This window comes from Hymenobacter nivis, from assembly GCF_006439025.1.
GTDB classification, from domain to species: domain Bacteria; phylum Bacteroidota; class Bacteroidia; order Cytophagales; family Hymenobacteraceae; genus Hymenobacter; species Hymenobacter nivis_A.
The window spans coordinates 146,135-159,314 of record NZ_RCYZ01000004.1; the positions used below are offsets into that span (position 1 = coordinate 146,135).

Annotated in this window: 13 protein-coding genes; 3 read left to right on the forward strand and 10 right to left on the reverse strand. The window is 64.9% G+C overall.

Annotation, left to right across the window (positions count from 1 at the left end):
- Window positions 1-36: 36 nt before the first annotated feature.
- Window positions 37-318 (reverse strand): DUF427 domain-containing protein, encoded by a 282-nt coding sequence (locus tag EAH73_RS10925; protein WP_140466541.1) that lies wholly within the window; start codon window positions 316-318, stop codon window positions 37-39.
- A 98-nt stretch (window positions 319-416) separates the two neighbouring features.
- Between EAH73_RS10925 and EAH73_RS10930 the strand changes: the two genes are divergently transcribed.
- Window positions 417-1,520: a vWA domain-containing protein gene (locus EAH73_RS10930; protein ID WP_140466542.1), complete on the forward strand. Its 1,104-nt coding sequence runs from the start codon at window positions 417-419 to the stop codon at window positions 1,518-1,520.
- Between the two features lie 122 nt (window positions 1,521-1,642).
- Entirely contained in the window at window positions 1,643-3,190 is a 1,548-nt protein-coding gene (locus tag EAH73_RS10935; protein ID WP_140466543.1) for a sigma 54-interacting transcriptional regulator, read from the forward strand.
- An 85-nt stretch (window positions 3,191-3,275) separates the two neighbouring features.
- Here EAH73_RS10935 and EAH73_RS10940 read toward each other — a convergent pair whose 3' ends face one another.
- A complete protein-coding gene (locus tag EAH73_RS10940; RefSeq protein WP_140466544.1) occupies window positions 3,276-3,743 on the reverse strand; it encodes a peptidylprolyl isomerase in 468 nt (155 codons plus the stop codon).
- A gap of 149 nt (window positions 3,744-3,892) precedes the next feature.
- Between EAH73_RS10940 and EAH73_RS10945 the strand changes: the two genes are divergently transcribed.
- Window positions 3,893-4,531, forward strand: coding sequence for a fasciclin domain-containing protein (locus EAH73_RS10945; RefSeq protein ID WP_140466545.1), 639 nt, complete (start codon window positions 3,893-3,895; stop codon window positions 4,529-4,531).
- A gap of 184 nt (window positions 4,532-4,715) precedes the next feature.
- Here the strand turns inward: EAH73_RS10945 and EAH73_RS10950 are convergent, their stop codons facing one another.
- The 8 genes from EAH73_RS10950 to EAH73_RS10985 form a co-directional block, all read right to left on the reverse strand.
- On the reverse strand, window positions 4,716-5,603 hold the full coding sequence (locus tag EAH73_RS10950; protein ID WP_140466546.1) for an NAD(P)-dependent oxidoreductase: 888 nt from the start codon (window positions 5,601-5,603) through the stop codon (window positions 4,716-4,718).
- 43 nt (window positions 5,604-5,646) lie between these two features.
- A complete protein-coding gene (locus EAH73_RS10955; protein WP_140466547.1) occupies window positions 5,647-6,114 on the reverse strand; it encodes a hypothetical protein in 468 nt (155 codons plus the stop codon).
- A 116-nt stretch (window positions 6,115-6,230) separates the two neighbouring features.
- Window positions 6,231-7,715 carry a hypothetical protein gene (locus EAH73_RS10960; RefSeq protein WP_140466548.1) on the reverse strand — a complete coding sequence of 495 codons (1,485 nt, stop codon included), beginning with the start codon at window positions 7,713-7,715 and terminating at the stop codon, window positions 6,231-6,233.
- 203 nt (window positions 7,716-7,918) lie between these two features.
- Window positions 7,919-8,845 carry a ribosome small subunit-dependent GTPase A gene (gene rsgA / locus EAH73_RS10965; RefSeq protein ID WP_140466549.1) on the reverse strand — a complete coding sequence of 309 codons (927 nt, stop codon included), beginning with the start codon at window positions 8,843-8,845 and terminating at the stop codon, window positions 7,919-7,921.
- 37 nt (window positions 8,846-8,882) lie between these two features.
- The gene (locus EAH73_RS10970; RefSeq protein ID WP_140466550.1) at window positions 8,883-10,136 is read right to left on the reverse strand and encodes a 3-deoxy-D-manno-octulosonic acid transferase; all 1,254 of its coding nucleotides are present in this window, start codon (window positions 10,134-10,136) and stop codon (window positions 8,883-8,885) included.
- 109 nt (window positions 10,137-10,245) lie between these two features.
- Window positions 10,246-10,845: a peroxiredoxin gene (locus tag EAH73_RS10975; protein ID WP_140466551.1), complete on the reverse strand. Its 600-nt coding sequence runs from the start codon at window positions 10,843-10,845 to the stop codon at window positions 10,246-10,248.
- Between the two features lie 104 nt (window positions 10,846-10,949).
- A complete protein-coding gene (locus tag EAH73_RS10980) occupies window positions 10,950-11,726 on the reverse strand; it encodes an enoyl-CoA hydratase-related protein (protein ID WP_140466552.1) in 777 nt (258 codons plus the stop codon).
- 151 nt (window positions 11,727-11,877) lie between these two features.
- Entirely contained in the window at window positions 11,878-13,128 is a 1,251-nt protein-coding gene (locus tag EAH73_RS10985) for an aspartate kinase (protein WP_140466553.1), read from the reverse strand.
- Window positions 13,129-13,180: the final 52 nt, after the last annotated feature.

Consider the following 13,180-nt stretch of genomic DNA (forward strand, 5'->3'; position numbering starts at 1 on the left):
GTCAGCGCGGCGGGCTTTTTTGTGGCTATTTGCTGGTTAAGCGCTGATTTTAACGCCTTTCCAGAAGGCTACGTAGCCTTTGATGTTTTGGGCGGCCTCGCTGGTTTCGGGGTAGAACCAGGCGGCGTCCTTGTTCAACTCGCCGTTCACGCGCAGCGAGTAGTAGCTGGCGCGGCCCTTCCAGGGGCAGGAAGTGTGGGCGATGCTGTCCTCAAAATATTCTTTTTTGAGGCTGTCGGCGGGGAAGTAGTGGTTGTTTTCAACCACAACGGTGGCGTCGCTTTCGGCCACGACGGTGTCGTTCCAGATGGCTTTCATGGGGCGGAAGGGGTAGGGTGGGGGCAAGCGGGTACGGCAAATGAACATTGCCGCCGCGGGCGTTGTTTTCGCGGCCTATTCCCTTTCCTCCCGCAATTATGGCCACTGGCTTCCGCTTCCGCGATTTTGTGCCCGACGAGCAGCCCGAAAAAGGCTTCGAGTCGCTCTTTAAGCTGTTCATGCAGCTGGTTACCATCACTTCCGGCGACGTAGGCGAGGCCCTGTCCTGGCTCAACGAACTCGACAAGCAATACGGCCTCACCGACGACGGCTACGGCATGGGCAACTTCATCGACGACCTGAAGAAAAAGGGCTACATCGACGAAGACGAACAGAAAAAAGGCGAGTTTCACATCACCGCCAAGTCCGAGCAGCAGCTGCGCAAGTCGGCGCTGGAGGAAATCTTCGGCAAGCTCAAGAAGAGCAGCACCGGCAACCACCGCACGCCCCAAACCGGCCAGGGCGACGAGCAGAGCACCGACCTGCGCGAGTTCCGCTTCGGCGATTCGCTTGAGCAGATCCAGATGACTGAATCCATTCGCAACGCCCAGCTCAACCACGGCGTGGACGACGGCTTCATGCTGACGGAGGGCGACCTGGAGGTGCGCGAGAACGAGCACAAGAGCCAGACCAGCACGGTGTTGATGATTGATATCTCGCACTCGATGATCCTCTACGGCGAAGACCGCATCACGCCCGCCAAAAAGGTGGCCATGGCCCTGGCCGAGCTCGTGAAGCAGAAGTACCCGAAGGACACGCTCGACGTAATTGTGTTCGGCAACGACGCCTGGCAGATTGAGGTGAAGGACCTGCCCTACCTGCAAGTGGGGCCCTACCACACCAACACCGTGGCCGGCCTGGAGCTGGCCATGGACCTGCTGCGCAAGCGCAAAACGCCGAACAAGCAGATTTTCATGATTACCGACGGCAAGCCCACCTGCCTGAAGGAAGGCAACGGTTACTACAAAAACAGCTTTGGCCTCGACCGGAAGGTGGTGAATAAGACGCTGAACATTGCCGCCGCTGCCCGCCGCGTGAAAATCCCCATCACCACGTTCATGATCACCTCCGACCCCTACCTCCAGCAGTTCGTGGAGGAGTTTACGGAGGTGAACCAGGGCAAGGCCTACTATTCGGGCCTGAAGGGCCTGGGCCACTTGGTGTTCGAAGACTACAAAAAGAACCGCCGCAAAACGCTGTAGGGCCCCCGGGGCCCCGCCCGCCGCGCTGAACCTTTGCGGTTGCGCCGCGTTGCCCGTTTACCAATTCCACTCTACCGCTTCCACCGACGAGCAGGGCCCCGTTCTGCTCCCACATTTCCCTCATGGCCAACGACCAGCTTCCAACCAACCACTCGCAACACATTACCACCCTGGGCCAGCTGAAGAAGTCTGGCTACAAATCCCGCTCGGTAAAAGCCGAATTGCGGGAGAACCTCATTCGGAAGCTCCGCCTCAAGGAGGACGTTTTTCCCGGCATTTTCGGCTACGACGAAACGGTTATTCCCGAGTTGCAGCGCGCCATCCTGGCCGGGCACCACATCAACCTGCTCGGCCTGCGCGGCCAGGCCAAAACCCGCATCGCGCGCCTGCTCATCAACCTGCTCGACGAGTACATGCCCGTGGTGGCAGGCTCGGAGCTGAACGACGACCCGCTGCAGCCGCTGTCGGTGTTTGCCAAAAAACTGATTGACGAGCACGGCGACAACACGCCCGTGGCCTGGGTGCACCGCGACGAGCGCTACACCGAGAAGCTGGCCACGCCCGACGTGACGGTAGCCGACCTCATCGGCGACGCCGACCCCATCAAGGCCGCCACGCTGAAACTGCCGTACTCCGACGAGCGAGTGATTCACTTCGGCCTGATTCCCCGGGCCCACCGCGGTATTTTCGTCATCAACGAGCTGCCCGACTTGCAGGCCCGCATCCAGGTGTCGCTGTTCAACATTTTGCAGGAAGGCGACATCCAGATCCGCGGCTTCAAGGTGCGCCTGCCGCTCGACATCCAGTTCGTGTTCACGGCCAACCCCGAGGACTACACCAACCGCGGCAGCATCGTGACGCCGCTCAAGGACCGGATCGACGCCCAGATCATCACGCACTACCCGAAATCCATCGAAATCGGCAAGCGCATCACCAAGCAGGAAGCCCGCATCAAGGAGGACCAGAAAGGCATGGTGACGACCAACGAAATCACCCACGACTTGGTGGAGCAGGTGGCCATCGAGGCCCGCGGCTCCGAGTTTGTGGACGCCAAGTCGGGCGTGTCGGCCCGCCTCACCATCTCGGCCTACGAGCAGGTAGTAGCCGGTGCCGAGCGCCGGGCCCTCATCAACGGCGAGGCGACGACCTACGTGCGCGTGGGCGACTTCATCTCGGCCGTGCCTGCCATCACGGGCAAGGTGGAGCTGGTGTACGAAGGCGAGCAGGAGGGCGCGGGCATCGTGGCCGAGAAGCTCATGGGCAAGGCCATCCGCACGCTGTTCCTGAACTACTTCCCCGACCCCGACAAGTCGAAGAAGCTGAAAAACCGCACTTCGCCCTACAAAACGGTGCAGGAGTGGTTCGGCAGCGGCAACACCTTGGACCTGCTGCACGACGCCTCCGACGCCGACTACCACGCTGCCCTGGACCAGGTGCCCGGCCTGCGCGACATCGTGAAGGAGCTGCACCCCAACGAGGACGCCAACACGACCTACTTCCTGATGGAATTCCTGCTGCACGGCCTGAGCGAGCACAGCCTCATTTCGCGCAACCGCCTCACCGCCGGGGCCCAGTTCAAGGACCTGCTCTCGTCGATGTTCACCATGCCCAAGTTTGACGAGGGCGACGACGAAGACGAGGAAGAAGAAAAGCCGCGCCGCCGCCGCTAGGGCCCCTAGGAGTTTTTAGGCAAACAAAAAAGCCCCGCGTACCGAAAGGTGCGCGGGGCTTTTTTGTGGAAGCTCGACTCGCTGCTTACGCGGCGGCGTCGTCTTTTACCACGATTTTTTCAATCGTGTCGTTGGGCTTGATTTGATCGATAACGTCCAGGCCTTCCACTACTTTGCCGAATACGGTGTGCACGCGGTCGAGGTGGGCGGTGTTGTCGCGCGAGTGCACCACGAAGAACTGCGAGCCGCCGGTGTTTTTGCCGGCGTGGGCCATGCTCAGCACACCGCGCTCGTGGTATTGGTGGTCGCCGCTGGTTTCGCAGTCGATTTTGTAGCCGGGGCCCCCGGTGCCGGGCGCGCCCTTGGCGCCGGGCTTGGTGTTGGGGTCGCCGCCCTGAATCACGAAGTTCGGGATAACGCGGTGGAAGGTGGTGCCGTCGTAGAAGCCTTTCTGGGCCAAGTCGGTGAAGTTTTTGACCGTGTTGGGGGCGTCTTGCTCGTAGAACTCGACTTTCATAACCCCCTTGGGGGTGTGGATTTCGGCAGTTTTCATCAAAAAACGGGGAATGGGTGGGAAAACGCCCGAAGTGGGCGCTGCAAAAATAAGCGCCTGCCCCGGGCAATGGCACTTAAACAATCCAGGGCCCCAGATTGATTCGTATGGTACCCAAACCCTCTATTCTTTTCCCGTTCTGTTTTTTCATGAAAAAGCAACTTTTCTCCCTCGCCGGCGCTTTCGCCATGACTTTGGCCCTAGCCAGCTGTGGCAACGACAAGCCCGCCGAAACTACCACCACGGCCGACGCTACGACGACCAACCCCGCTGACTCCATGGCTGCCATGGGCGGCGACTCGGCCCGCATGGCCAAGCCCGGCGGCGTAATGGTGGACGGCGTGGCCATGACGGCCGACAAGGACATTGTGGACAACGCCGCGGGCGCCAAGAGCGTGAGCACCCTGGTGTCGCTCGTGAAGCAGGCCGGCCTGGTGGAAACCCTGAAAGGCACGGGCCCCTTCACCGTGTTCGCCCCCACCAATGATGCCTTCGCCAAGCTGCCTAAGGCTGCCGTGGCTGCCCTCACCGCTCCCTCCAACGCCGCCAAGCTCAAAGGTGTGCTCACCTACCACGTCATCGCCGGCCGCCTGCTGGCTGCTGATTTGAAAGACGGCCAAGAGCTGACCACCGTGAACGGTGAGAAGCTGAAAGTGACCGTGAAAGACGGCAAAGTGATGGTGAGCAACGGCAAAGATGCCCCCGCTACCGTCCAAATAGCCGACGTAATCTCGAAAAACGGCGTTACTCACGTCATCGACGGCGTACTGCTCCCGCTGGAGAAATAGCCTAGCTATTGGCTTTCAGCTACCGGCTGATGGCTTGCAGTTTATAAAGAAAGGCCCGTAGCAATATGCTACGGGCCTTTCTTGTATTTAGAAACCATTAAACTATTGGGCCGGTCACGATGAGTATTTAATCGCGGGCACTTTAGCGGCCAACAACTGACAACGAATAACTGACAGCTAAACCCTACGCTTCCAGGCCGGCATCTTCCGATACGCGGCGGGCGAAGGCGGTCCAGTCCACGTCGGTTTCGCCGCGGGCCACGGTGGTGCTCATGCGGTTGTGCACGAGCTGGGCCAGTGGCATGGGCGTGGCCAGCTGCTGGGCGTGGTCGAGTACGAGGCGGAAATCCTTGCGGATGATGGGCGGCAGGGCCCCCACGGGCGTGTAGTTTTTGGAGGCAATCATGCGCCCGTAGCCCTGGTACACGGGGCAGTTGAAGAGCGTGCCGACCAGGAAATCGTAGATGGGCTGGCGGCCCACGCCGCTCTTTTCGGCCAGCGTGAAGGCCTCCGCCATGGCCTCGATGGCCGCGCCAAGCATGAAGTTGCCGCAGAGCTTCACCACGCTGGCCGCGGCTGGGTCGTCGCCGAACTCGCGCACGCCCTGGCCGAGTGGGGCCAGCCAGGGCTGCACCTTGGCGCGGGCCGCCGGGGGCCCCGCTACGCCCAGCCAGAGCTTGGCTGCCTCCGCCGCATCGGGCTTGCCGAATACCGGCGCGGCCACCAGCACCGAGCCGTGGGCGGCGTGGGCTTCGGCCAGGCGGGTGGTGGTGGTGGGCGCCACGGTGCTGCACGAGATGTGCACCGCGCCGGGCGCCAGGCCGTGCAGCAGGCCCTCGGGGCCCGTCACCAGCTCGGTGAGGGCCTCGTCGTCGGTCACCATTGTGAACACGGCTTCGGCGCCACGGGCGGCTTCGGCGGGGGTGGCGGCCACGGTGGCGCCCTGCGCTTGCAGGGGCGCGGCCTTTTCGGTGGTGCGGTTGTAAACGGTGAGGGTGTGGCCGGCCTTGAGCAGGTTGGCGGCCATCGCCAGGCCCATGTTGCCCAGGCCTAAGAATGCAAGTTTTGCCATGTTAATACGGGGGGAGTGGCCGAGGCCAGTGGTTCGCCCCGGTTTACTCGGCTACCCAGTGGTAGGTTTCGAAGGCCCCGCCGTCTACTGGAACTTGCTCGCCCATCAGAACCAGGGTTTGCCGGCCGTTCTGCTGGCTCAAGGTGTACGCCTTGACGTCGTTGTTGTATAAGTCCGTTTCGTTGACGTAAGTGACCAACGGCTCGGACGCAGTGGCGCTGGTGCGCGTGGAGAGCTGGTAGCTGGTTTGGTAGTATTGCTTGCCGTTACGCTTCACGTTGAGCACGTTGCCTTCGCCAAATACTAGCTGCCGCGTAAAGCCCACAGTGGCCGGGGTGCGGGTGCCGGCAAAACCGAAAGCAGAGCTGTCCCACTCCCAGTGCCCGGCACCTTTTGCTAAGACGTCGTAGCTGGTAGAAGTGCTGGTGGGTTCCGCGTCGGTGTCGTGCTTGCAACCGGTGGCCAGTTGGGCAGCGCACCCAAGGGCCACGGCTAGTAGGAGAGCTTTCATAATCGGTGAGTAAGCAGGAGAGAAAAAGTAAACAGAGGAATCCCTCATTGCCTATTTCCGTTGCAAGCGCGAACGATTAAAAATGCCTCCAAGCCAGCGGCGGCCAACCGACTGCTTTATTGGGGCCCCAGCGAATCGGGTAATGGCACCGCCGCTGGTGTATTAAATACCGAATCGGTGGCGGGTAGGGCCAGCGTTTCGCTGGCTGCCTCGCCGGCCTCAATGGCCTCGTTAGGTATAGTTAGTTCGGTATCAGCGGCCGGAATGAACTCCGGCTCCGAAAAGGCCTGGGTCTGTGTCGAGTCAGTGAAATCCTCTCCGTTCACCTGGTCCATCGAACCAATGAACGGAGCCGGCACAACTTGCGCTAGTTGCGAGGCCCCCACGCGCACGGGGCCCCAGGCGTGCAGCAGGCTCCACCCGCCGATGCCCAGGCCCGCTGCTACGGCCAGCACGGCCGCTAGCCGCGCCGCGGCCCGAGCGGCCACCCGGGGCTGCACCGGCAATTGCCAGGGCCCCCGGGCCGGCCGGTGGGCTGGAGCCCCCGCTGCCCGGGCGCGGGGCGCAGCAGCCACCGCCTGGGCAGTGGGCGCAGGAGCGGAGGGCGTCGCTGATTGGGCGCGTAGCTGCTCGATGAGGTGCCCCAACTGCTGAATGCGCACGTCGAGGGCTTGGTTGCGGGCGGCGGCTTCGGCGTGCCACGTGGCGGCCGGGGCGGGGGCTACCGGCTGTGCCAATTGGGCGCGTAGTTGGGCAAATTCCTGCTCGTGGGCAGCCTGGTGGCGGGCGGCGGCCTGGCGGTGCTGGTGCAGCTCGGCCAGCAGCTCGCGGCGCAGCTGCTCGTGCTGGGCCAGGGCGGCGGCCGGGGCGTCGCCGTAGGGCGGGTCGGCGGGCACGTCGGCCGCGCCCAGCCACTGCCACAGCTGCCGCACCTGCTGCATCCAGAAGCTCGCCGGGGGCCCTGGTTCTGCATCAAATTCCGCGGACGAATCTGGCGTTTCCTCCGCGCCAAATGCGGCTTGCCAACGCCGGGCCAGGGCCCCCAGGGCCCCCGCATCGAGGGCGTGGGCTTCGGCGCGGGCGGTTTGCAGGCGCCGCGGCAGCTGCGCGGGGCCCCGCACCAGCTGGAAGTCGCCGGCCGTTTGGCGCAGGTGCTCCTCGGCCTCGTTGCCGAACGTGACGGGCGTGGCAAACACTGCCGCACCGCCTAAGGGTAGCGCGGGCGCGTTGGGGCCCTGGCCCAGCTCTGCCGCCAGCCAGGCAGCTACGGCGGCTTGCTGCTGCTGGCAGTGGGCGTAGGGGTTGTCGGCCCCGCCGCGGCCGGCCAGGGGCTGGCCGTCTAGCAGCCAGGGGCCGTGCGCCAGGGCGGGCACCCGCAGCGCACCGCTCTGCGGCACCAGCACCAGCGCCGTGGCCTGGTGGGGCCGCAGCACCAGCGCATCGAGGGCGAAGGCCGCGCCGGGTAGTGCCGCCAGGTTGCCCAGCAGCAGCGTGGTGGGGCCCCCGGCGGCTGCGGCGGCCGCCAGGGCCGCGCGCACGGCCTCGTACTGGGCTTGTTGGGCGGCGTCGGCGAAGGGCGCTAGTAGGCAGTGGTACAGCATGGCGGCGGGGCTTTGGGGGTTGTGGCGGACGCCAGCGGCCCGTCCCCATCACCGGGCAAATTTACGCATTCCGCGGGCGGAAACCGGTGGCCCGTAGCGCGTTCGGTAGCGCGGCCGCTGCAAGTCCGCGTCGCTGAACGGTAATCGGCGGGACGAAGCGAGCGGCGCGGACTCGCAGCGCCCGTGCTACGGCTGTGCTACGGTTAGTGGCGGTTGTCGTCGTCGGCCAGCATGCTGAGGTAGCTGTCGTAGCGGGGCAAGGCGATGCGGCCGGCGTCCACGGCTTCGCGCACGGCGCAGCCGGGTTCGTGCACGTGCTGGCAATTGTGGTAGCGGCACTGGTTGAGCAGGGCGCGCATTTCGGGGAAGTAGCCGGCCAGCTCGGCGGGCTTGATGTCGACGATGCCTAGTTCTTTGATGCCGGGCGTGTCGATGATGTACGTGCCGGGGCGCACTTCCAGCATTTCGGCGAAGGTGGTGGTGTGCACGCCCTTGTCGGAAAACTGGCTGATCTCGGCCGTTTTAATATCCAAATCCGGTACCAAAGCATTGATGAGCGTGCTCTTGCCCACGCCCGAATGGCCCGAAAGGAGCGAGGTTTTCCCGTCGAGCAGCGCATCCACGGCTTCCACGCCGGCGCCGGTGCTGGCCGTGCACGCGCAACTGCCGTAGCCCAGCGAGCGGTACATACCGGCAATTTCCTCCTGGTACGCCAGCCCGTCGGCGTCCAGCAAGTCGGCCTTGTTGAACACCAGCACCACCGGAATGTGGTAGGCCTCGGCCGTCACCAAAAACCGGTCGATGAACCCGAACGACGTGGTGGGCGACACGAGCGTGACCACCAGCAGGGCCTGGTCGAGGTTGGCCCCCACGATGTGGGCGTGCCCAGTGGTGTGCACCGAGCGCCGCACGATGTAGTTGCGGCGCGGCGCGATGTGCGTAATCACAGCCGCACCCTCGGCCTGCTGTTCGGGCTCAAAGGTCACCGAGTCACCCACGGCCAGCGGGTTGCTCACCTTCAGGTTCTTGATTTTGAACTTGCCCCGCAGCCGGCAGCGGTACAGCTGCTCGGTGGCCGCGTCGCGCACCACGTACCACGAGCCGGTAGATTTTACAACGGTGCCGGTCATTCTGAATTATAAGTTGATAAGTGATAACGCCGCCGGGCTAGCGGGGCGCCGTTAGGGCCCCCAGCGCGGCCATGATGCGCGCCGTGGCCCCGGCTTGCTGGTGCACGTAGTCGAGGGCCTGGTCTTGCATTTTGAGGCGCAGCGGCTCGTCGGCCAGCAGGCGGGCGAAGGCCGCCTCCAGCTCGGCAGCGGTGGTCACGGGCATAGCGCAGCCCAGCGCCACCAAGTCCACGGCCTCCTGGAACTTGCCGTAGGTGGGCCCAAAAAACAGCGGCAAGCCGAAGGCCGCGGCCTCCAGCGTGTTGTGCAGCCCCTTGCCAAACGCCCCGCCGATGTAGGCAAACTGCCCGAACCGGTAGAGCTGGCTGAGCAGCCCCACGTTGTCGAACAGCAGCAGCCGGGCCCCCGCCACGGTGCCGGGCTCGGCCCGCGAGTAGCGCAGCACCTGCCCCGGCAGCACGGCCTCAATCTGGGCCAAGTGGCTTTCCGTGATTTCATGGGGGGCCAGCAGCACCCGGATTTGGCCGGCGTAGCGGCGCAGTAGGGGCCCCAGGGCGGGCAGGTCTTCGGGCCAGGCGCTGCCCACCACCAGCACCGGGGCCCCGTCGGCCACGAAGGCCTCCACGAGCGGCAGCGGGCGCGGCGGGGCCAGGGCGGTGGCCGCCACGGTGTCGAAGCGAGTGTCGCCGGCCACGCTCACGCGGGTCAGGCCGTGCTGGCGCAGCAAGTCGGCCGAGGCCTGGTTTTGGGTAAAAATGTGCGAGAGCTGGCCCAAAATGCCCCGGAAGAAGCCGCCCCAGGGCTTAAAAAACACTTGCTCGGGCCGGAAAATGGCCGATACCACGACTGCCGGTACGCCCCGCCGCCGCGTTTCCGCCAAGAAGTGGTACCAGAACTCGTACTTCACAAACACGGCCAGCTGTGGCTGCACCGCGTCGAGAAACGCCCGGGCGTGGGCCCGGGTATCGAGCGGCAGGTAGAAAATGTAGTCGGCCCCCGGCCAGTTTTTCCGTACCGCGTAGCCCGAGGGCGAGAAGAACGTGAGCACGATTTTCGTGCCCGGGTGGGCCCGGCGGTAGGCCTCCATCAGCGGGCGGCCCTGCTCAAACTCGCCCAGCGAGGCACAGTGGAACCACACCCGCGGGGCCCCCTCGGCCGCCAGCGCCGCCCCGATGCGGGGCAGCAGCCCGCGGCGCCCGGCCACCCAGGCCGCCGCCTTGGGCACGAAGGGCGCGGCCAGCCGCAGCAGCAGCGCGTAGCAAAAAAGGGCGAAGTCGTATAGTAGCGTCAAGGGGTAGCAAGGGGCAGCGTCGAGGTTGCAAAATTACGGCCGAAAAAAAAAGCGGACGGGGCCCCCGGGGCCCCGTCCGCTTTTTTCGCGCTTAGCATAGCTGGGGCGCTTACCGAATCGGGTTCAGGTCGGCCTCGCCGGTGCGCCAGTCGGCGGGGCACAGGGCCCCGTGCTGCTCGTAGTGCTGGAGGGCGTCCACCATGCGCAGGGCCTCGTGGGTACTACGGCCCAAGGGTCCGTCGTTCACCGACTGGTGGCGCACAATGCCGTCGCGGTCGATGAGAAACAGGCCGCGGTTGCTGGTGGGCGTGCCCACGAAGCTCATCTCGCCCTGCTCGTTGTAGTCGAAGTGGCCGGCCAGCATGTCGTAGTTGGCCGAAATGGTTTTGGTGGCGTCGGCCACCAGCGGGTAGGTCACGCCCATGATGCCGCCCTGCTCGCGGGGCTGCCGCAGCCAGGCGCGGTGGCTCTGGTGGCTGTCGGTGCTACACGCCACCACGGCCACGTTGCGCTCCTCAAACTTGGGCAGTAGGTTTTGGAAAGCCAGAATTTCGGTGGGGCACAGCAGCGAAAAATCGGAAGGATAGAAGTAAAAGAGCACGTGCATCTTGCCCAGGTAGCGGTCGAGCGAGAAGTCGTTCTCAATTTCGCCGTCGATAACGGCTGTGGTCCGGAAAGAAGGGGCACGCTTGCCCACGAGAACTGCCATTGCGGTAGTGTTGAGTTTAATTCGAAAGAATAAGTTTGGGCGTGTACGGCCCGGGCGGCGCAATGGTGGCCGCCGGGGCCCTAAAGTAGCCCGCCCCGGGGCCCCTACTGGCCGGTAAACTCCGGCGGCCGCTTCTCCAGAAAAGCCGCCATGCCCTCGCGCTGGTCGCCAGAGGCGAAGGTGAGGTAGTAGCTGCGGCGCTCGAATTGCAGGCCCGCGGCCAAGTGGCTTTCGAAGGCGAAGTTCACGGCCTCCTTGGCCAGGCGCACGGCCACCGGCGGCTGGGCCGCAATGCGCGCCGCCAGCCGGAAGGCTTCCGCCAGGTGCTGGCCGGCGGGCACCACGCGGTTCACCAGGCCCAGGCGCAGGGCCTCCGGGGCGCCAATGAAGTCGCCGGTGAGCACCATTTCCATGGCCTTGGCCTTGCCCACGGCGCGGGCCAGGCGCTGGGTGCCGCCGCCGCCGGGCAGCGTGCCGAGCCGGATTTCGGGCTGCCCGAACTGCGCCGTTTCGGCCGCCACTACCAGGTCGCAGGCCAGGGCCAGCTCGCAGCCGCCGCCCAGGGCAAAGCCCGCCACGGCGGCCACCAGCGGCTTGCGCGTCAGCCGCAGCTGGTCCCAAAACGTGACGTGGTCGGCCAGCAGCATGTCCACCGGCCCCTTGCCGGCCATCGCTCGGATGTCGGCCCCCGCGGCAAAGGCCCGGTCATTGCCCGTGATGACCACCGCCCGCACCGCCGCGTCGGCGTCCAGGGCCCCCAGCGCATCGCGAATTTCGTGCATTAGCCCTAGGTTCAGAGCGTTCAGCTCCTTGGGGCGGTTGAGCTGGAGCAGGGCCACGCCCGGCCGGGCCTGGGGCGTGACGAGGAGAAATTCGGGCATGGGAAAGGAATAAAAGGCGGGTCCCCGGAGCGGCCGGGGCTAAGCGGGCGGCCCGTTAGTCGTCGCGGCGGCGCGAACGAAGAAATAGGGCCCCCAGGAAATTAAATTGAATGAGCCAATCATTCAACCAGGTAATCATTCAACCACGCAGTTACCGGCACACGAACTGGAAGGTGCTGCGGGTGCGCTGCTCCAGCAGCAGTTGGCGGCCTTCGGTGAGGCGGGCCACGCTGGCGGCGTCGTAGTTTTTGATGGTGAACAGCGTCAAATCGGCGTTGTAGTGCACCCGGAACTGCCCGGCCAGCAGGCCCAGCAGCTGCTGCACCCGGCGCTCCGAAAAATCGGTGCACACCGAGAAGCTGATGGCCGAGTTCTGCATCAGGTTGATTTTGAGACGCGCTTGCGCCAGGGCCCCAAAAATCACCTCCAGGTTTTCCTCCGAGATGAAGGCGAAATCCTTGCTCTCGAAGGAGAGCAGGCACTGCCCCGTTTTGCGGATGAAGGCCGGCGCCAAGGCCGGGTGCTGGCAGTCGTGGATGAGCGTGCCGGGGGCCCCGGGGTCCACAAACGAGCGCACCCGCAGCGGAATGCCGCGCTCGGCCAGCGGCTTCAGCGTTTTGGGGTGGATGACGCTGGCCCCGTAGTAGGCCATTTCGATGGTTTCCTGGTAGCTGATTTCCGGGTAGCGCACCGCGTCGGGGAATATCTTGGGGTCGGCGCTGAGCAGCCCGGCCACGTCCTTCCAAATCGTCACCGACTCCGCATTGAGGCAATAGGCAAAAATGGCGGCCGAGTAATCGGAGCCCTCGCGGCCCAGCGTGGTCGTCAGCCCCCCGGCCGTGCCGCCCACAAAACCCTGCGTAATGACGGGGCCCTGGGCCAGCAGCGACGGCAGGGCGGCCTGCACCAGGCGCTCGGTGGCCGGCCAGTCCACGCGGCCCTCGCGCCAGGTGCGGTCGGTACGCACCAGCGGTCGGCAGTCGAGCCACTGGGCCCCCAGCGCCTGCGCCACCAGCTGCGAGGCCAGCAACTCGCCGTAACTCACCACTTGGTCGTACTGCCGGTCGTAGTGCTCGGGGTTGATGTCGGCCAGCTGCTCGCGCAGCTCGTGCAGCGTGGCCAGCCAGGTTCCTGGGGCGGCCCTGGGGCCCGCCAGCTCCTCAGCAGCAGCGGCGTGGAAGTCGTGCAGGGCCCCCAGTAGTGCTTCGTAGGGCTGGCCGCGGTGGGCGAGGTCAAAAATCTCCTCCAGCGCGTTGGTCGTTTTGCCCATCGCCGACACCACCACGAGTAGCGGGCGGCCCGCTGCCGTGGTTTCCACAATGTGCTTGAGGTTAAGAATAGCCGCTGCGTCCTTCACCGAAGCGCCGCCGAATTTGTAGACCAAGGGGGAATGTGCTGCCATAGGGCCCCAAAAGTAGGGCCGGGGGGGCGCAGGCGGCTAAAATGCGCCTAGC